This is a genomic window from Archangium lipolyticum (assembly GCF_024623785.1).
GTDB classification, from domain to species: Bacteria; Myxococcota; Myxococcia; order Myxococcales; family Myxococcaceae; genus Archangium; species Archangium lipolyticum.
The window spans coordinates 86605-105900 of the sequence record NZ_JANKBZ010000035.1 but is presented as its reverse complement, the minus strand read 5'-3'; the positions used below and the strand labels follow the sequence as shown (position 1 = coordinate 105900).

The window sequence follows — 19296 nt, the reverse complement described above, 5'->3', positions numbered from 1 at the left end:
AAGGGGCCTGGGAGTCTCGAATATTCGAGGGTGGGCCTCGTGAATCCACGGAGGTCCGGACGTCCCCGCGTGGCTGTGGCACAGTCACGCCCGTGAAACGCTCCGCGCTCCTCCTGTTGCTGCTGTCCTGTGCCGTGGCCTGCTCGCGCCGCATGGAGTCCCAGGCGCTCGGTGTCCAGTACGAACCCCCGCCGGGCATGGCCCTGCGCGCCGAGGAGCCCGGCCCGCCCCTCGTGGCGCGCTTCGAAGGAGGCCTGGAGCTGCGCTCGGTGCAGGGCACGCCTCCCAAGCTCGAAGCGCAACCGGAGGAGGTGCTGGCCGCGGCGGGTGTCCCGGTGCCGGGCAGGAGGCTGAACGCCACCCAGGGCACGCTCACCGCGGGGCCCGTGGCGCGCTACGAGTTCCAGCAGGGCGCGTCCCGGACCCTGGTGTACTTCATTCCCCGCGAGGACCGCTTCGTGCTCGTCCTCTATAGCGCTCCGGAGCGCGACTACGGGCCCGGCTCCGCGAAGGTCGAGCGCTCGCTCTCCACGCTGAAGCCCACGCGCTGACACAGCGGAAGACCCGGGACCTTCCCTCGCCGTGCTCCCTCCTGGGAGGATGCCGGCCATGTCACCCCAGCGCCTGCTGCTGCTGCTGTCCGTCCTCGCCACGCTCCCCGCCCGGGCCGAGGCCGGCCTCACGCTGACCGAGCCCCCCTCCTGGGTGGAGCCCACTCCGGTCGAGGTGCGGCGCCCGCTGCGTGCCGAGGACGCCGTCTCGGGCCTCCACCTGCTGCTGTCCGAGGAGCAGGTCCGCGTCTCGCCCGGGCTCACCGAGCGCTTCCACCGCCAGGTGCGGCACGTGGCCAGCAGCCGCGGCGTGGAGGCGGGCTCCAAGCTCGAGGTCACCTTCTCCAACGCCCACGAGCGCCTACGCCTGCATGGCGTCTGGCGCACCCGCGACGGTGTGCGCACCCAGATCCTGCGCGCCGAGGACGTGAAGTTGCTTCAGCAGGAGAGCGGGCTGGATATGGGCATCTACCGCGACCAGCGCACCGCCCTCGCATTCCTCCAGGACGTGCGCGCAGGGGACCGTCTCGAGGAGGCCTACACCGTGGAGAGCGCCCACCCCCTCTTCAAGGGGCACCACCTGGATTCGCTCGTCCTCGCGAGCGAGGTGCCCGTGGCCCACCTCGTCCACCGGCTGCTCGCTCCGGCGGGCCTGGCGCTCCACTTCAAGACCCAGGGCACGCAGGAGGCCCGGCCCGTGGAGCGCGACGTGGGCGGACTGCGCGAGTACCGGTGGGAGAGGAAGGACGTGCCCGCCTTCGAGCCGGAGCAGGGAATCCCCTCCGACCTGGCCGAGTGGCCCCACGTCCAGGTGAGCAGCTTCGGGAGCTGGGCCGAGGTGGCCTCCTGGGGCCTCGCGCTGATGGAGGGGATGCCGGAGTCTCCCGAGGTGAAGACGCGGGCGGAGTCCTGGCGCTCCCTCCCCACCGAGGAGGCGCGCTTCCTCGCGGCGGTGCGCTTCGTCCAGGACGAGGTGCGCTACCTGGCCATCGCGATCGGCCCCAACACCCACCAGCCCCACCCGCCGGAGCAGGTGCTCTCCCAGCGCTTCGGCGACTGCAAGGACAAGGCGCTCCTGCTGACCACCCTGCTGCGCACGCTGGGCATCCCCGCGCACGTGGCCCTGGTGAGCGCCCACCGGCACGGCGGCGTGGAGCACCTGCTCCCCTCGGCCTGGGCCTTCGACCACGCCATCGTGCGCGCCCAGGTGGCCGGACGCACCGAGTGGGTGGATGCCACCCAGACGCATCGGCGCGGGCGGCTCGGGGCTCGCGGCCCGCTCCCCTATGGGAAGGCGCTCGTGCTCGCTCCCGGCACCACCGGGCTCGAGTCCATTCCCCAGCCCGCCGCCGGGGGGCCGGAGGTGGACGCGCGCTACACGCTCTCCGTGAATGACGATGGCACCGGAACCTTCACCATCACCAGCCGCTACACCCGCTCGGAGGCGGACAACACCCGCTCCCTGCTGGCGGGACTGTCGGCGGAGCAGCTCTCCACCCGGCAACTCGAGCAGTACCGCGGCCTCTTCCCCAAGCTGAAGCCCGAGGGCACTCCGCGCGTGGTGGACGACGAGGACACCAACACGTTGACGCTGGAGGCGAAGTACACCCTGGAGGACGCCTGGGCCAACGGCGGCCTGAAGGTCGCGGCCCCGCAGGTGACCGGGCAGCTCGCCCTCCCCCGGCGCACCGAGGGGCGCTCCTTCCCCCTGGAGGTGGACCACCCCACCCACCTCCGCGTGCGCTGGGAGGTGCGCTCCGATTCCCTGCTGACCGTGGCCCCGGAGCAGCACACGGTGGAGGGCCCGGCCTCCCGCATGGACATGACGGTGACGTCCGACTTCAACGGGTTCGTCTACCAGGTGGAGTACCGCAGCCTCGCCGACCGGGTGGCGCCGGACGCGATGGCCCGGCACGTCGCGGCCGTGGAGAAGATGGGCCCCCTGCTCGGCCTGTCCTTCGCCGCGCCAGTGGGCACCGTGCTCTCCTCCAACGTCTCCACGTCCGGCTCCTTCCTGCTCTCGCGTGAGGTCAGCCTCGCCCTCAGCACGGTGTTCCTGCTGGTGCTGGCGGTCTTCGGACTGGGCCTCCCCCGGCGCATCCGCGAGCTCGTCCGGAAGCGCCGGACCCGGCAACAGACCCGCCGGGCCTCACCGGGCGCCGTGCGCTACCTGCGCGAGCGCGAGAAGCGGGAGAAGGAGGAGGAGGGTGCGCGCCCCATCCTCGTGGACAGCCTGGAGCAGGCCGATCAGCACATCCGCAAGGAGCGCTGCTCCTGCGGCGGTACCTTCGAGCGCGTGCCGGATGCCCTGCAACTGCGGCACACGGGGAGTGACGGCAGGAACATCACCGTCCTCCGCGTGCGCTGCACCTCCTGCCACGCGCCCCAGTTCCTCTCCTTCGACGTGCGGCCCAGCTGAGTCACGCGTGCCGGCTCACGGGCACGGCTCGGCGTACCGCACGGAGTTGCCGAGCCCCGCGCCGTCCGTGGAGATGGCGTACCAATAGGCGATGCGCGGCTCGCCCGAGGGCCCCAACCCGAGCGCGAACTCCCAGGGATGGGTCACCCCGCCCTTTCCATCGAGGGAGATGATGGGGGTGTAGGACCAGGAGCGGCTCCCGGCGGGCAGGGAGGCAAGGACGACCTTGGGATTCGTGTAGCGATCCAGCAGCGCGTGGAGGTTGCCCCGCGCGTCCGCCATCAGGTCGAGCGCGATACCGGAGGATGCTCCCACTCCCGTGAGCCGCCAGCCTCCGTCCTCTTTCACGGCGTGCTCGGCGTACGAGCCACCGAACGAATAGATCAGATGGGGACGCCCCAAGGGATCGATCGCCAGCACGGGCTCGTTGCCCGTTTGGTCCGCGACCAGCTCCTGCATCCAGGTGCCCGAGGCATTGGTGGCGTAGTAGATGCCGTAGCTCGAGTCGGCATGCCAGGCGATGTGGGCATGGCCCCGGGCGTCGACCGCGAGATCCGCGCGGCTATTGCGGGACTTGATGCCGAGATCCGTGAGCACCCACTGCCCGGACTGGTTGGTGGCATGGGCGAGGTGCTGCTCGCTGCCCGTGCCCTGGTTGAGAATCACATGGGCCGAGCCGGAAGGCGCGATCGCCAACGCGACGGGGTAGCCCGGGAAGAGCACGGTGCTCCGCCAGATGCCCTCCCGGTCATGAGCGTAGACGGTGTGGGCCGAAGCGTTGGAGACGACCACGTGCCGGCCGCCCTCCGCATCGAGGGCGAATCCCCCCACGTATCCCTGCAGTTCACCCGCTCGGGTCAGCACGTCTCCCTCCCTCAGGCCGCCCACGAACACCCTGCCCGCCTTGGTCATGGCGAGCTGCCCCACCCCCTTCGAATCGAAGGCGAAAGCCACGTTCTGCGCCTCCGTGGTGACCTCTCGCGACCGCCACCCGTCCACGCAGGAAGCATCCGGAGGCGGCCCTCCGTCCGACTGACCCGCGTCCACGGGCTCGATGGGAGGCAGACCCGAATCGCCGCCGACCTTGTCCGGAGGGCCGCCATCCGGTGTGCTGTTCACGTAGGTGTTGTGGTTCTCGAAGATGACGTCGATCTGGATGGGCTCACAGGCGCCGAGCACGAGAACGGTGAGAACCGCGGCGGGCGCGAGGATGTAGGGGAGTTTCACGAAGGCCTTCCTCGATTCGGTGTGCTGTCGGAAATACGGAGAGAGGAGCTCCGCCCGGTCGTCCGCCCGCTTTTTCCCCGCCGGCTCAACGTCCGAATGACAGCTCCACGCCCCACGTGGTGCCCCACGAATCCTCGCCGTCCGCGGTGATCAGCTCCGTGCCGATGAAGCCCCCCGCACGCATCCGCCAGGAGTCCATGCGCGCCACCATGCCACCCGAGAGGTGGCCGGACAGCACGGTGGGATCGCCCTGCACTCCTCCCCGGTACTTCACGCCAACCAGGCTCCAGCCCGCGGCGGCCTCCAGGAACGGACCCACCCGCTCGGGAGATTGGATACCCGCGAGTCCCTGCACGGAGAACCGGTGGAGGGTCACACCGTCGACCGAGGGCAGGAGCGAGAGGGCGTAGGAGGCCCGCACTCCCAACGTATAGGGCGCCGCCGTGCGAAGGGTGAAGCTCGGACCGGTGATGAACCCTCCGAGCCCGAGCGGCGTCCGCGCGGCGAACGCCCCCACCTCCCAGGGAGAGTGGGAGCCCAGCACGGGCGCGCCGAGGGGAATGCGTACCGGTCCCACCCTGCCCGGCACGAAGTCCACCGGAACGAAGGACGAGGTGGAGACATATTGCTCGTAGAAGCTCCGGTCGAAGGCCACCGAGAAGAGCCCGCGCCGCAAGGCATCCTCCACCGGCCCGCGCTCCTGGAGCTCGCGGGGACGCAGCCGGGGCACGCCGGCACCGAGCTGCGCGAGCGCGATGCGGGCCTCGGCGGTGGGCGTGCGCACCCAGTAGGCGTCCCGGACGGGCAGGCGCAGCGCGAGCGGCTGTCCCTCCGCGCGCCGCACGTCCGCCAGCCTCCGGCCCTCCTCGTCCTCCACCGAGATGCGCGCGTGCTCGAACTCCGCCGGGAGCAGGAGGCTCGGCCCCTCGGGGGAAGCGCCCACCAGCGGGCGCCGGGGCTCGCTCGCCGGGGCATGGGCATGGACGGAGAGCCGGGCGGGCAGCGCCTTCACCCCCTGCAACGAAGCGGCGACGAAGCCAGCCAGCTCGCTGTACTCCACCGCGCCGTCCCCGTTGACGTCCGCTCCCCCCATCAGCCCCGAGCGCAACACGTGGCTGAAGACGCCCGCGCGCAGGCGCGACCACTCGTGTGTCTCGCCCGTGTCGCTCTCCGCGAAGAGGGCGCCCACGTGGGGCCGCGCCGCGAGCTGCTCGCGCTCCAGCGTTCCGCGCAGCTCCGCCAGCACCGCCGCGTCCGCCTGTCCCCGGCTGCCCACCACACCCGAGGCCCGGCACGCATCCACGATGACGTGGACGAAGTCCGCCCCGAGCGGGTCCACCAGTTGCGCGTAGAAGGCCGTCCGGTCCAACCGTCCGCCCTTCACGGTGAAGTAGGCACGGCCGGCCTCGTCGGTGTTGCCGTGCCCCACGTAGACGAGCAGCACGTCCGTCCGCCGCCCCGTGGCGTGGTCCGCCTGGATGGCGCCGCGCAGGGACTCCACCGCCTGGGATACCGCCTCGGGCGTGGGCGGCCGGGCTCCCGTCGCCAGCACCGCGGCGCCCGTCCTGCGCGTCTCCTCGTCGGGCTCCACCAGCAGCGTGGTCTCCACGCCCAGCCGCCGCAGCAGCTCCGTCCACATCACCCCGTCGTCGTCCGCGTAGCGCAGCGGAGAGAGGGCGGGGTCATCGCTGGCGTTGTGGGCGATGACGAGCGCGCGGCGCACGGGCGGCGCGGCGAGGACCTGGGAGGCGGCGAGCAGCACGAGGGCCGCGAGCAACGTTCCCGGACAACGGCGATTCATGGAGAGTCCTCTACCCGGACCGGCATCCGGAGCACCACCGCACCCGGAGTCCCATCGCCCCGCAGGGCGCCGAGCGCCGACCGGGGCGAGTCCGCGAACGCGGCGACGACCTCGGCCGCTCCGGGGAACATGAGGAGGGGAATGGTGGCCTCCAGCGGCTGCTCCGCGCCCGGAGCACCGGCGACGGCGAAGGGCCCCTCGGACACCTGGAGCCCGGCTCCGCGCACCTCGACCGCGACATGGGAGAGCGGAGCGGAGGCGCCCACGGCGAAGGCCAGCATCGCGTCCGGTGGACACGCCTGCTCCCGCTTCAGCTCACGCAGGGGCTGCCGCCGCACGGCGCAGAACACGCGCAGCGCGGCCCCGGTGGGACGCCCCACTCCCCGGGATTGCCACTCCCCGGCATCTCCAGGAGGGACGAGCACCAGCGCCGCCAGGCCCAGCGCCGCCACGACCCCTCCCACCATGGCCAGCGGGGGCCACCGCCAGCGCTCCGCCTCCGGGGCCGCCGCCGACAGCGCCGCCGCGAGCCCCGCGTCCGCCAGCACCGCCTCCTCCATCTCCGTGGGGGTGTGGAGGCCACCTCGCTCCAGCATGCGGTGGGCCTGAACCAGCCGCTCGTACCGGCCACCGCACCGCGCGCAGGCGTGGGCATGTCTCAACAGCCGGGCGGACTGGCGCGGGGACAGGGTGCCCTCGGACCAGCGCGCCAGCAGGCCATCCACGTGCTCGTCGAACCACCTCATATGCCGTTCCCCATTCCGCACAGGGCGATGAAGGCCACGAGGAGTCCCTCCGTGGCACGCGGGGAGACGGGGGCGGCTTCCTCCAACCACCCCCGGGCCCGCAGGTATTCGGTGAACCGCGTCCGCAGGTGGCGCTCGCGCACCCGCACCTCGCCGCGCGTGAGGTGGAGGCGCTCGGCGGCCACCTCCTGCGAGAGTCCTTCCATGAAGCGCAGCCGCGCGAGCTCCCGCATCTCCTTGGACAACCCCTCGAGGAACTCGCGCACCAGCGTGCGCACCTCGGACTCCAGCGCCCGCTCCTCGGGGCCGCTGTCCCCGGCGGGGACCTTGTTCAGCTCGGGGACGTCTTCCAGCGGCACGGCCTCGCGGGCGACCCGGCCCGAGGCACGCAACAGGTCCAGGGCCGTGGAGCGCGCGATGGTCAGCAGGAAGCCCAGGTAGGGCCGCACCCCGTCATAGGCCTGGCGCATCGCGGGGCGGAAGGCGCGGACGAACGTCTCCTGGTGCGCCGCCTCCAGGTCCAACACCCCCAGCGCGATGCTGTCCACCCCCGCCGAGGAGCGCACCGGGAAGCGCCGGGCCAGGTAGCGCACCACCTCCGGCGAATAGGCGCGGTACACCCGCGTGAGGGTGGCACGGTCACCCTCGCGGAAGGCCCGTAGCACTTCCCGATCGCTTCCGCCTGGCAGCAGCACGGCTCTCCTGTTTCCCAGCCCTCTTCCAACATACGCGGCGAGCCCGCGGGTCTGGTCGTTTGGGGTGTCGGAATCGTGCCGGAAACCCGCGCCACCGGAAAATCACACAGGCACGGGAAGCCTCTCCAAAGGGAGACGGAGGGTCAGTGGTTCGATCCACAATGCCCCCCCTCCACAGGAGAAGACATGACCATCGCAAAGCCAGCGGAGCCACTCTGGTTGCAGGGCCGGGACGCAGTTGTCGAGAACGACCAGGGCGTGAAGTGGCGCCACGGCCGACCGGACTACCACCTGACGAACATCACCGTGCACAAGGAGCGCACGCGCCAGTTCCCGGCCAACTCGCTGGAGATGGTGGCGGAGAACCTCGTGCGCGTGTTCGAGATGGAGGTCTCGCACAAGGCCGATCCCGCGCAGTGGGTGTCGGTCGTGCTCGACAGGTTCCGCACCAACGTCAACGGGGGGCCCTGGGCCAACGCCAAGGACATCGCCGAGAGGGGCAGCTACAACCTCTTCATCGGTGACACGCCGTACTACAAGGCCAGCGAGGAGACGTTCGAGTCGTCGCACGACATCTTCCATACCGCCTTCCCCGAGGGCTTCTTCTGGGAGATCCTCGAGGTGTACTCGCCGCCTCCGACGGTGAGCTTCAAGTGGCGCCACTGGGGCAACTTCACCGGCCCCTACAAGGGCCAGCAGCCCACCGGCAAGCGCGTGGAGATCTTCGGCATGAGCGTGGCACGCGTGGCCGAGGACCTGCGCATCCTCGAGGTCGAGCACTTCTACGACAACAGCCAGTTCCTGCGTCAGCTCGCCACCGGCTGCCCGATGCACGCCGCCGCGGCGAAGTAGCCGGACCCATACCGTCTGACTCGACGGACCCACGCCCCCGGTCACATTCGTGGCCGGGGGCTTCGTTTTTCGGGCACCGGACCTGTCAGCCGGATGGATATGCTGCCGGGACTCGACGCCATGTCCGCCCCGCCCCTCACCTCAGAGCAGGCCCTCGCCCTCGCGCCGGACTCCTCCGCGGCGGCCGCCGGCCAGAAGCTGGCGACGGAACGCTCGTGGCAGGGGCTCGGCCGGGACGCACGCGCGGCCTGGGGCGAGTGCAAGGGCAGCGCCCTGTACCAGGTGCGCATCGACCTCTCCGACCTCGCCACGAAGTGCACCTGTCCCAGCCGCAAGTTCCCGTGCAAGCACGCCCTCGGGCTCCTGCTGCTCGTCGCGGCGGAGCGTCTCCCCTCGGGGCAGCCGCCCGCGTGGGTGGAGGAGTGGCTCTCCAAGCGGTCCACCACCGCCGAGCGCAAGGCGAAGCGCGAGGCCGCCGGAGAGGGCGCCGCCCCCGCCGACCCGGAGGCCCGTGCGAAGCGCACCGCCGAGCGTCATACCCGCGTGCAGCGGGGACTGGAGGCCCTGTCCCTCTGGATGGAGGACCTCGTGCGCGGCGGCTTCGCCGGGCTCGAGGCGGAGACCGCCATGTGGAACACCCAGGCGGCACGGCTGGTGGATGCACAGGCCCCGGGCCTCGCGTCCCAGGTGCGCCAGCTCGCGGCGCTCCCGGGCAGCGGCCCCGACTGGCCCCGGAAGATGCTCGAGAGGCTCGGACGCCTCGCACTCGTCACCGAGGCCTGGCGGAAGATGGATCAGCTCGCGCCGCCCCTCGCGGCGGACCTCCGCTCCGTGGTGGGCATCTCCCTGCGCGAGGAGGAGGTCGTCGCCCAGGGCGAGCGCCTCGAGGACACCTGGGCCGTCGTCGCCCAGGAGGTCGAGGACACGGAGCGCGTCCGCGCGCAGCGGACGTACCTGCTCGGTGCCACCTCGGGCCGCACGGCGCTCGTCCTCCAGTTCGCGGCGGGTCCCGGCGCACGGTTCGCCGAGTCCTTCCTCCCCGGCACCGCCTTCCCGGCCGAGCTGGTGTTCTGGCCGAGCGCCGCGCCCCAGCGCGCCCTCGTCCACGAGCGCAAGGGAGATGTCCGTCCCTGGCTGGAGGCCCTGCCCTCGCTCACGCTCGACGGGCTCGCCCAGCGGTTCGCCGACGAGCTGTCCCGGCAGCCCTTCCGGGAGCGCACGGCGGCGCTGCTCGGGGCTGTGGTGCCCCTCGTGGATGGCAGGCGGCGCTGGTGGCTCCGGGATGCCACGGGCGCGGCCGTCCTCCTCGGCCCGAGTGACCGATGGCGGCTGCTCGCGCTCTCCGGTGGCCAGCCGCTCGACGTGTTCGGTGAGTGGGACGGGGAGGAGTTCCGGCCCCTGAGCACCCGCGTGGACGGACGCTTCCTTCCCCTGGGAGGACTCTCGTGAACGAGCTCGACGCCCTGACACGCCTCGCCACGCTGGGGACCTCCCGCTCGCCGGAGCTCGGGGCCACGGCCGGAGTGGAGGGCCAGGTCCTCCGCGCGCTGGAGGACGTGCCCCTGGAGAAGCGCCTCCTGCTCGCGGCCGGGGCGCGCTCGGTGGCGCGGGCCGCCGGAAGGAAGCTCGCCCGGCTGGAGACCCGAGGCGACGTGGCCCCGACCGACACGCTCCCCGTGTGCCCGCCGCGCGTGAGCGCCGTCCTCACGGAGCTTCTCGTCTCTAATGATGTGGAGGTGCTGCGCGAGGCCTTCGAGCTGCTGGCCCGCGCCCGCCGCCGGCTCCCGCCGGAGCTGCTCCCCCGGGTGCTCGGTCTCGCGGAGCGCTCGCTGCGCGTGGCGGCGGAGCCGGTGCTCGGCGAGCGCGGCCAGTGGCTCGCCCAGCGGAATCCCGAATGGAGCTCCGTCGCGGAGGCCCCGGCGGCCGACCCGGCGGATGCCGAGCGCGTGTGGACGGAAGGAACGCCCGAGGAGCGGCGCGCGGTGCTCAGCCAGGCGCGGAGCACCGACCCGGCGCGGGCCCGGGGGTGGTTGCAGACCACGTGGGCACAGGAGAAGGCCGAGCACCGCGCCCGGTTCCTGGCCTGTCTCGATGTGGGGCTGTCCCCGGAGGACGAGCCCCTGCTGGAGCTCGGCCGGAAGGATCGCGCGGCCGCGGTGCGCGAGGTGGCGAGGTACCTGCTGGCCCGGCTGCCCGAGTCGGCCTTCGCGCGGCGCATGCTGGAGCGGGCCCGCGCCGTGCTCACCTGGGAGAAGCCGGCCACGCTGCGCGTCCGGTTCCCGGACAAGTGGGACGCCGAGGCCGAGCGCGACGGCCTGGACAAGCCACCGGCCGGTATCGGCCAGAGCGAGCACTGGCTCATCCGGCTCCTCGAGGCCATTCCCCTGAGCACCTGGGAGACCGGCTTCGAGGCCACACCGGGGCAGCTCGTCGAAGCCGCCGCGCGGACGGACCACGCCATCGCCCTCACGGAGGGCTGGGCCCAGGCGCTCCGGCTGGGAGTCTCCTCGTCCTGGGCGATGGCGCTGCTCGGCTTCTGGACGCGCTGCGAGTCGAAGGTGCTCGACGCCGAGCGGGCCCAGACGCTGGCCATCTCCGTCATGGAGCAGCTCCCGCCCGCCGAGCGCGCAGCGCGCACCCTGCGCATCCTCCGCCGCGCCGAGTCCCTGCCCTCGCTGGACCGGGCGCTCGCGGTGACGCCCGCGCCGTGGCCGGCGGATCTCGGCCATGCCTGGCTCGAGTCCCTGCGCGAGCTGTACGACCCGAGCACCCGGGCCACGGCCCTGCTCGGCGCCCTCCGCAAGGCGTCCACCGCCCTGCCACCGCAGTGCCTGCCCAACGCCGTGGATCCTCTCGTGCTGCCCTCTCCGCTCCAGCGCTGGAACGCGGAGATGCACCGCTTCCAGCAGACCGTCTCGCTGCGCCGCATCTTGTACGAGGAGTTGAAACCGTGACCGCTACCGCCCTTCTGCGCCAGCACGCCGAACAGCAATACGCCGAGGAGCTGGCCGAGCTCGCCAAGGCCGATGACCGCCCGAAGCCCGAGGGCTGGAAGCTCTCGCCCTGGGCCGTGCGCACCTACCTGCTCGGCGGCCAGCTGCCGAGCGGCTTCAAGGTGGGAGCCAAGTACATCGGCAACGCGCGGCTGGTGGAGATCGCCGTGGCGACGCTCGCCACGGACCGGGCCCTGCTGCTCTACGGGGTGCCGGGCACCGCGAAGTCGTGGCTGAGCGAGCACCTCGCGGCGGCCATCTGCGGGGACTCGACGCTGCTGGTGCAGGGCACGGCCGGCACGGACGAGGCGGCCCTGCGCTACGGCTGGAACTACGCGCGGCTGCTGGCCGAGGGCCCCTCGGAGAAGGCCATGGTGCCGAGCCCGGTGATGCGGGCCATGCGCGAGGGCAAGCTGGCGCGCATCGAGGAGCTGACGCGCATGCCGGGCGAGGTGCAGGACGCCCTCATCACCCTGCTGAGCGAGAAGACGCTGCCCGTGCCCGAGCTGTCCACCGAGGTGCAGGCGCACGCGGGCTTCAACGTCATCGCCACGGCGAACAACCGGGACCGGGGCGTGAACGAGCTGTCGAGCGCCCTCTTGCGCCGCTTCAACACGGTGGTGCTGCCGGTGCCCGACTCGCTGGAGCAGGAGGTGGAGATCGTCGAGAAGCGCGTGGCGGAGCTGGGCCGCACCCTGGCGCTGCCGGCGGAGAAGCCGGCGCTGGAGGAGATCCGCCGGGTGGTCACCCTCTTCCGCGAGCTGCGGGGCGGGGCGACGACGGATGGCGCGACGAAGCTCAAGACGCCCTCGGGCTCGCTGTCCACGGCGGAGATCATCTCGGTGGTGAACGGTGGCCTGGCCATGGCGGGCTACTACGGGGACGGGGTGCTCCGGGCGCCGGACATGGCCGCGGGCCTGACGGGCGCCATCGTGAAGGACCCGGTGCAGGACCGGGTGGTGTGGCTGGAGTACCTGAAGACGGTGGTGAAGGAGCGCGAGGGCTGGAAGGACCTCTACCGCGCCTGCATGGAGGTGCTGTGAGCGCGGAGGCGGGCGCGTCGGTGCACGTGCTCGGCGTGCGGCACCACGGCCCGGGGAGCGCGCGCAGCGTCCGGGCCGCCCTCGAGCGGCTCCAACCGGACGTGGTCCTCATCGAGGGCCCACCGGACGCGGACGCCCTGCTGCCGCTGGCGGCGCACGCGGAGATGAAGCCGCCGGTGGCGCTGCTCGTCTACTCGGTGGACCGCCCGGCGCAAGCCGTCTTCTACCCGTTCGCCGTCTTCTCGCCGGAGTGGCAGGCCCTCCAGTACGCCCTGGAGCGCACCCTCCCGGTGCGGTTCATCGACCTTCCACAGATGCACCGGCTGGCCCCCGAGGACGAGGCCACCGAGAAGCCCGAGGCCGTGGAGCCGCCCGGCACACCCCGGTCGGATCCGCTCGGAGCGCTCGCACGCGCCGCGGGCTACGAGGACGGCGAGCTCTGGTGGGACCACCTCATCGAGCAGCGCCAGAATCCCGAGGGCGTGTTCGAGGCCGTGCTGGAGGCCATGAGCGCCCTGCGCGAGGGCGAGGGAGAGCTGTCCCCGCACGAGGCCCGGCGCGAGGCCCACATGCGGCGGAGCATCCGTCAGGCGAAGAAGGACGGCTTCCAGCGGATCGCCGTCGTGTGCGGCGCATGGCACGCCCCGGCGCTCGTGCAGCAGCGGCCCGCGAAAGAGGACGACGCGCTGCTGCGCGGCCTGCCGAAAGCGAAGGTGGCCGCCACGTGGATTCCCTGGACGTATGACCGGCTCGGCTGGCGCAGCGGGTACGGCGCGGGCGTGGAGTCACCGGGATGGTACGCGCACCTGTGGCTCTCGCCCCAACGGGCGGTGACGTCGTGGGCGGCGCGCATCGCGCACCTGCTGCGCGACGAGGGACTGGACGCCTCCTCCGCGAACGTCATCGAGACGGTGCGGCTCGCCGAGACGCTCGCGGCCCTGCGGGGCCTGTCCTCGGCGGGGCTGGCGGAGCTGAGGGACGCGGCGCTCGCCGTTCTGTGCGGCGGAGACGCGACACCGCTGGCGCTCGTCCACGAGAAGCTCGAGGTCGGCACCGGGCTGGGCGTGGTGCCCGCCGAGGTGCCCTCGGTCCCGCTCGCCCGGGACCTGGCCGCGCTGCAGAAGTCGCTGCGCCTGCCGCCCTCCGCCGAGAGCAGGTTGCAGGAGCTGGATCTGCGCAAGGACATGGACCGCGAGCGGAGCCGGTTGCTGCACCGCCTGCGGCTGCTCGACATCCCCTGGGGCACTCCAGAGGAGGACCCTCGGAGCTCGACGGGCACCTTCCGCGAGACGTGGCGCCTGAAGTGGGACCCCGAGCTGGCCGTGCGGGTCGTCGAGGCGAGCCTCTTCGGGAACACGGTGGAGTCGGCGGCGACCTCTCGCGTGGTGACGCGCGCGGCGGAGGCGACCGAGCTCGGCACGCTGACGGCCCTGCTCGATGCGGCCCTGCTCTCGGAGCTGTCCGCCGCCATCGACACCGTGCTGCGCCACGTGCAGGCGCTCTCCACGCGCTCGGCGGACGTGCCGAAGCTGCTCGAGGCGTTCCCGTCCCTGGCGCACGCGGTCCGCTACGGCAGCGTCCGCGAGACGCCCACCGGCCCCATCCGCGCCATCGCCGACGGGCTGTTCGAGCGCATCCTCATCGGCCTGCCCGGGGCGTGCGTCTCCCTGGATGACGACGCCGCGCACCAGCGCCGCGACCAGCTGCGCGCGATGCATGCCGCGGTGGCGCTGCTGGAGGGCGGGGAGCGCGGAGAGGAGTGGGCCGAGGCCCTGAACCAGCTCGTGCACCGCGACGCCGTGCACGGGCTCCTGCGCGGGACGGCGCTGCGGTTGGGGGTGGAGCTCGGACGGGTGCGGGACGAGGAGCTGGGGACGCTCTCCCGGAGGGCCCTGTCCCCGGCCGTGCCTCCCGCCGAGGCGGCGGCGTGGCTGGAGGGGCTCGTGTCGGGGAGCGCGCTGCTGATGCTGCACCGGCAGGACCTCTGGGCGGCGCTCGATGGGTGGCTCTCGGGCCTCACGCGGGAGTCCTTCGTCGAGCACCTTCCCCTGGTGCGGCGCGCGTTCGCCGACTTCAGCACCGCCGAGCGGCGTGCCATGGGGGAGCGGGTCAAACAGCTCTCATCCGCTCCGGCGGAGGGGAAAGAGAAGGCGGCCGCGGAGGAGCTGGACGCGGAGCGCGTGGCGCGGGTCCTTCCGGTGCTGTCCACCATCCTGGGAGTGCGAATCCATGAAGTCGCCTGAAGAGGAGCGGCTGGAGCGCTGGAGGCTCATCCTGGGCGAGCCCGCGCAGTTGACGCTGGGAACCCCCCTGGGCGAGGCCGAGCTGCGCATGGACCGGGCGCTCGCGGCGCTGTACGACTCCGAGCGCAAGGCGGGCCTGGGAGGCTCCTCGCCGCACGTGACGCGCTGGCTGGGGGACATCCGCGAGTACTTCCCGGCCTCGGTGGTGCGCGTCATGCAGGGCGATGCGATGACGCGGCTCGGGCTCACGGAGATGCTGTTGCAGCCGGAGATGCTCGAGGCGGTGGAGCCGGACGTGTCGCTGGTGGCGACGCTGCTGTCGCTGCGCAAGGTCATCCCGCAGAAGACGAAGGAGACGGCGCGCAAGGTGGTGCGCAGGGTGGTGGACGACCTGGAGCGGCGCCTGCGGGCGCCCACGGAGCGGGCCGTCCGGGGTGCGCTGTCGAGATCCTCGCGCACACGGAGGCCGAGGGCGGGGGAGATCGACTGGGAGCGGACGCTGCGGGCGAACCTCGGTAACTACCAGCCGGAGCGCAAGGCGGTGGTGGTGGAGAAGCTGGTGGGCCAGGGACGCAAGCGCTCGAGCCTGCGGGACGTGGTGCTGTGCATCGACCAGAGCGGCTCGATGGCGGCCTCGGTCGTCTATTCGAGCATCTTCGGAGCGGTGCTCGCCTCGATGCGGGCGGTGACCACGCGGATGGTCGTCTTCGACACGGCGGTGGTGGACCTGAGCGAGGAGCTCTCCGACCCCGTGGACCTGCTCTTCGGCACGCAGCTGGGCGGAGGCACGGACATCGACCGGGCGCTCGCGTACTGCCAGCAGCTCGTGACACGGCCGGCACAGACGATCCTCGTGCTCATCACGGACCTGTACGAGGGAGGCAATGCCCAGCGGATGATTCAACGGGCCGCGTCGCTGGTGCGCAGCGGCGTGGTGGTCATCTGCCTGCTGTCGCTGAGCGACCAGGGGACACCGGCCTACGACAGCCACAACGCCGCGCAGCTGGCGGCCCTGGGCATCCCCACCTTCGCCTGCACACCGGACCAGTTCCCCGAGTTGATGGCTGCGGCCATTCAACGGCAGGACATTGGCGCCTGGGCGGCGCGCAACGACATCCAGCTCGCGCGCTCGGGCTGAGCCATCTGTGCTTTCATCCAATGCCCTATGAGAAAGCACAAAGCCAGCCGGACGGCGGTGAGGGTGAGCCGGATCATCGCGATGCTCGCGCGCCAGCCCCGGTTCGCCCCACTGCTGCCAAGGGGAGCCGCGGAGGCCTCGGAGCGGCTCCTGCATCAGGTGGGGCTGCTGCGGCCCTGGATGCTCCAGATTCTCGGCGCGCCCTGGTACGGCCGCCTCGTCAGCGCGCTCGAGCGGCACACCTTTCCCGGCATGTGCCTGGAGATCGGTCTGCGCAAGCGCTTCATGGACGATGAGACCCGCGCCGCGCTGGCGGACGGGACGCGGCAGGTGCTGGTCGTCGGAGCGGGGCTCGACACGCTGTGCTGGCGGCTGGCCCCCGAGTTCCCGGAGGTCACCTTCGTCGAGGTGGACCATCCGGCCACCCAGGCGATGAAGCGCGAGGCCCTCGGCGGCATGGGGCCCCTGCCCTCCAACCTGCATCTGGCGGAAGCGGATCTGTCCCGCGTTCCCCTGGACGAGGTGCTCTCCCGGCTCCCGGTGTGGCGCATGGAGGCCCCGAGCGTCGTCATCATCGAGGCGGTGTTGATGTACCTGGACCCGGCCAGTGTGTCGGCGTTGCTGAAGGCGCTCCATCGGAGCACCGGTCCCGGGAGCCAGCTGCTCCTCACCTGCGTCCGCAATGACGAGCACGGAAGGCTCCGGGCGGGACCGGTCACCCGCTGGGTGACGGAGACCGGGCTGAGGCGCGCGGGCGAGCCACTCCTCTGGGACATCCGGGAGGGAGAGCTGGCCTTCTTCATGGAGCGGCACGGCTTCCGGTTGGACGAGTCTCCCGAGCGCGTGGACCTGCACCGCCGCTATCTGGTGCCCGCGGGCCTGCTGGAGGAGCCCGTGGAGGGAGTCGAGTTCCCGGCCGTGGCGAAGAGGTGCTGAGCGGACGCAGGGTAACGGATTTTCCTACCCCCCGAGGCACTGGGCAGAGCGCTCCATCGGCCCCACCCTCCCGTCACCAATTCCAATGGGAGGTAGGGATGAGACGGTGGCGTGGAATGGCGATGCTCTGCTCGCTGGCACTGGGGTGCGGCGGGCCACTGCCCGATGAAGGCATCCAGGAGGACGGGCGCTCGCGGGCCAGCTCTCCGAGCGAGCAGGAGGAGGTCGAGCTGACGGCGGAGTGGGGACGCGTGGAGCCGGGCACCGCGCGTCTGGTCAAGGACATCTTCCCCATGGCCCACACGCCGCCATGGCACGGCCCCGAACCGGAGAGCCTCGTGGCGTTCCGCGGCAAGCTCTACTTCGCCGCCAACTTCGAGGACGGCCGCCGGGAGCTGTGGAAGAGCGACGGAACCACCGCGGGCACCGTGCCGGTGAAGAGGTTCCTGGCGCCCTCCGGCATTCCCCTCTACTCCACCACGCTGACGGAGCTGACGCCCCTGGGCTCGCGGCTCTTCTTCGTGGTGGGCGACGAGACACATGGCCGCGAGCTGTGGGTCAGTGACGGCACCACCGGGGGAACGCGGCTGCTGAAGGACATCACCCCGGGGCCCGAGGGCTCCGAGCCGTACAGGCTGACGGTCGTGGGCAACACCCTGCTCTTCTTCCGCTACATCCCCGGGACCGACACAACCCCCTCCCGCCATGAGTTGTGGAGGAGCAACGGCACCGAGGCCGGCACGGTGCGGGTGAAGGATCTGGGGCCCGAGACGGCCCTGATCTACTCGCAGGCCATCGTGGGCAACACGCTCTTCTTCGCCTTCTCGGACCTGGAGCACGGGACCGAGCTGTGGAAGACGGATGGCACCGAGGCCGGCACGGGGCTCGTCACGGACATCGTTCCGGGCGCCAACAGCTCCTACCCGTTCCACCTGACGGCCCTGGGCGGACGCGTCTTCTTCACCGCCACGGACCCGGTTCACGGCACCACGGTGTGGAGGACCGATGGCACCGCGGCCGGCACGGAGCGCGTCGCGGACCTGATACCGGGCACGGACAACGAATACGTCCAGCTCCTCGGGACGATCGGCGGTTGCCTGTACCTCGCGGCGCCGGATCCGTCCGACCAATCGACGCGCCTGTACAGGCTGAAGGACGGCACCGCGGGCATTCACGTGAAGCTCGTCACCACCCTTCCCAATCCCTACAGCGATCCGGACGCGTCCACCTACATCACAGCTTCCACCGTCGCGGGCAGGAAGCTCTTCCTGGCGCTGGGCATCTACGGCTCCGGCCCGGCCCCGCGCGACGTACAGCTCTGGGTGACCGATGGGACGGACTCCGGGACGAAGCCGCTGCACAGTCCCCTGAGCACGTCCGACGAGTTCGGCTCCACGCTCTACGCCCTGGATGGCCGCATCCTCTTCAGCGGCGCCGATGGCGAAGCGGGCCTGGAACTGTGGGAGAGCGATGGGACGGTGAGGGGCACGCGGCAACTGCAGGACATCGCGCCGGGCGGCACCTGGTCGTACCCGCACAGCTTCATCCGCGTGGGCTCGAAGGTCTTCTTCGTCGCCCAGGACGGAGTCCACGGCAGCGAGCTGTGGGTCATGCCGCTGCGGCGCTAGCACACGCCTGGCCAGCGGAGGCCCGCGAGCCCATCGCGGGCCCCCCGATGCCCTAACGGGACAACAGGCCGCGCAGACAGAGGGCCACGTAGGCGGCGGAGAGTCCCGCCATGGCGGACTGGGACACGATGGCGGCGGGCCGTTCCACCTTCTCACCCCGCAGCAGCGCGGGCAGCCGGGCGAGCGCGCGAGCGGTTCCCAGCAAGCCGAGCAGCCCGAGGAGCGCCGCCCCCCCGAGCACCGCGTTCCGTTGGGCTCCGCGCCGCTCCAGCAGCCCAAGGCCCAGGGCAGCCGTTCCGAAGCCCGCGGGGATGAGCGCTGTCTTGTGCTGCGCTCCTGTCGCGACGAACCCGCCCACCCCGAGCGTCGTCAGCAGGGTTCCATACCCGAGCGTCCAGTTCTCCACGCCATACCTCCTCGATTGGGATTCACCGGGCCCCTGAAAGGGCCCCGGGAAATCTGGGCATGGCGCGAGAGTCCTGCCCGGCTCCGCCTACTTCCCGACCCGGGTGAGCGTGGCGTTCTGGATGATGGTGCCCGGATACGTCTTCCCCTCCCCCGTGAACATCAGGTTGCCGGAGTAATTCAACTGGACGGCCTTGCCAGAGAGCGAAGCAATTCCATTCGTGATCGTCTTGGTGAACGTGTGGCCATTCTGCACCAGGGTGCAGGTCGTTCCAGGCCTGAGGGTCGCCACATCGCCCTCGACATCAGCGGGATAGGTACACGGTGTCCCCGCTACTGGGATCTCGGAGATGAGGATGTCCGAGTTGGCTCCTTCCGAGATGCGATAGGTGAACGAGAGCGGGTTGGTCATGGTCGTCTGGCCCGTCAAGGCGATGGTGACGGTGCCCGCCACGTTGTAGCTGCCGTGAAACTGCTGACCGCCGAAACCACAGCCAGAGGTGGTGATCGCGAGCAGGACGGCGAGGGCGAAAGACGGGTTCTTCATGATGGCTCCTGGTGATGTCGTGTGCGCCGCGCCTTGTGCAGAAGCCCTGCCAATCACCCAGGCAGCGGCGTT

The 19296-nt window shown here is 71.5% G+C and carries 16 protein-coding genes; 10 read left to right on the top strand and 6 right to left on the bottom strand.

Annotation, left to right across the window (positions count from 1 at the left end; translation table 11 throughout):
* Window positions 1-92: 92 nt before the first annotated feature.
* Both NR810_RS43680 and NR810_RS43675 read left to right on the top strand, forming a co-directional pair.
* A complete protein-coding gene (locus NR810_RS43680) occupies window positions 93-551 on the top strand; it encodes a hypothetical protein (RefSeq protein WP_257461424.1) in 459 nt (152 codons plus the stop codon).
* A 58-nt stretch (window positions 552-609) separates the two neighbouring features.
* On the top strand, window positions 610-2970 hold the full coding sequence (locus NR810_RS43675; protein ID WP_257461423.1) for a DUF3857 domain-containing protein: 2361 nt from the start codon (window positions 610-612) through the stop codon (window positions 2968-2970).
* 15 nt (window positions 2971-2985) lie between these two features.
* Here NR810_RS43675 and NR810_RS43670 read toward each other — a convergent pair whose 3' ends face one another.
* The 4 genes from NR810_RS43670 to NR810_RS43655 form a co-directional block, all read right to left on the bottom strand.
* The gene (locus tag NR810_RS43670) at window positions 2986-4197 is read right to left on the bottom strand and encodes a hypothetical protein (protein ID WP_257461422.1); all 1212 of its coding nucleotides are present in this window, start codon (window positions 4195-4197) and stop codon (window positions 2986-2988) included.
* A gap of 85 nt (window positions 4198-4282) precedes the next feature.
* Window positions 4283-5998, bottom strand: coding sequence for a caspase family protein (locus NR810_RS43665; protein ID WP_257461421.1), 1716 nt, complete (start codon window positions 5996-5998; stop codon window positions 4283-4285).
* Entirely contained in the window at window positions 5995-6744 is a 750-nt protein-coding gene (locus NR810_RS43660; protein WP_257461420.1) for a hypothetical protein, read from the bottom strand. The genes NR810_RS43665 and NR810_RS43660 overlap by 4 nt, the downstream gene beginning before the upstream one ends.
* Window positions 6741-7439, bottom strand: a complete 699-nt coding sequence (locus tag NR810_RS43655; protein ID WP_257461419.1) for an RNA polymerase sigma factor — start codon at window positions 7437-7439, stop codon at window positions 6741-6743. Before NR810_RS43655 ends, NR810_RS43660 begins: the two co-directional genes overlap by 4 nt.
* A gap of 186 nt (window positions 7440-7625) precedes the next feature.
* Here NR810_RS43655 and NR810_RS43650 point away from each other — a divergent pair, with 186 nt between their 5' ends.
* From NR810_RS43650 to NR810_RS43615, 8 genes are all read left to right on the top strand, one after another.
* Window positions 7626-8291, top strand: coding sequence for an ester cyclase (locus tag NR810_RS43650; protein WP_257461418.1), 666 nt, complete (start codon window positions 7626-7628; stop codon window positions 8289-8291).
* A 120-nt stretch (window positions 8292-8411) separates the two neighbouring features.
* Entirely contained in the window at window positions 8412-9740 is a 1329-nt protein-coding gene (locus NR810_RS43645) for an SWIM zinc finger family protein (RefSeq protein WP_257461417.1), read from the top strand.
* The gene (locus NR810_RS43640) at window positions 9737-11245 is read left to right on the top strand and encodes a DUF5691 domain-containing protein (RefSeq protein WP_257461416.1); all 1509 of its coding nucleotides are present in this window, start codon (window positions 9737-9739) and stop codon (window positions 11243-11245) included. The genes NR810_RS43645 and NR810_RS43640 overlap by 4 nt, the downstream gene beginning before the upstream one ends.
* Entirely contained in the window at window positions 11242-12327 is a 1086-nt protein-coding gene (locus NR810_RS43635; RefSeq protein WP_257461415.1) for an ATP-binding protein, read from the top strand. Before NR810_RS43640 ends, NR810_RS43635 begins: the two co-directional genes overlap by 4 nt.
* A complete protein-coding gene (locus NR810_RS43630) occupies window positions 12324-14570 on the top strand; it encodes a DUF5682 family protein (RefSeq protein ID WP_257461414.1) in 2247 nt (748 codons plus the stop codon). The genes NR810_RS43635 and NR810_RS43630 overlap by 4 nt, the downstream gene beginning before the upstream one ends.
* A complete protein-coding gene (locus NR810_RS43625) occupies window positions 14557-15708 on the top strand; it encodes a VWA domain-containing protein (protein WP_257461413.1) in 1152 nt (383 codons plus the stop codon). The genes NR810_RS43630 and NR810_RS43625 overlap by 14 nt, the downstream gene beginning before the upstream one ends.
* Before the next feature lie 63 nt (window positions 15709-15771).
* Complete coding sequence (locus NR810_RS43620) at window positions 15772-16644, top strand: class I SAM-dependent methyltransferase (protein WP_257461412.1); 873 nt, start codon at window positions 15772-15774, stop codon at window positions 16642-16644.
* A gap of 98 nt (window positions 16645-16742) precedes the next feature.
* Window positions 16743-18272, top strand: coding sequence for an ELWxxDGT repeat protein (locus NR810_RS43615; protein WP_257461410.1), 1530 nt, complete (start codon window positions 16743-16745; stop codon window positions 18270-18272).
* Window positions 18273-18324: 52 nt separating this feature from the next.
* Here NR810_RS43615 and NR810_RS43610 read toward each other — a convergent pair whose 3' ends face one another.
* On the bottom strand, window positions 18325-18678 hold the full coding sequence (locus NR810_RS43610) for a hypothetical protein (protein WP_257461408.1): 354 nt from the start codon (window positions 18676-18678) through the stop codon (window positions 18325-18327).
* Window positions 18679-18765: 87 nt separating this feature from the next.
* Entirely contained in the window at window positions 18766-19224 is a 459-nt protein-coding gene (locus NR810_RS43605; RefSeq protein WP_257461407.1) for a hypothetical protein, read from the bottom strand.
* Between the last annotated feature and the right edge of the window lie 72 nt (window positions 19225-19296).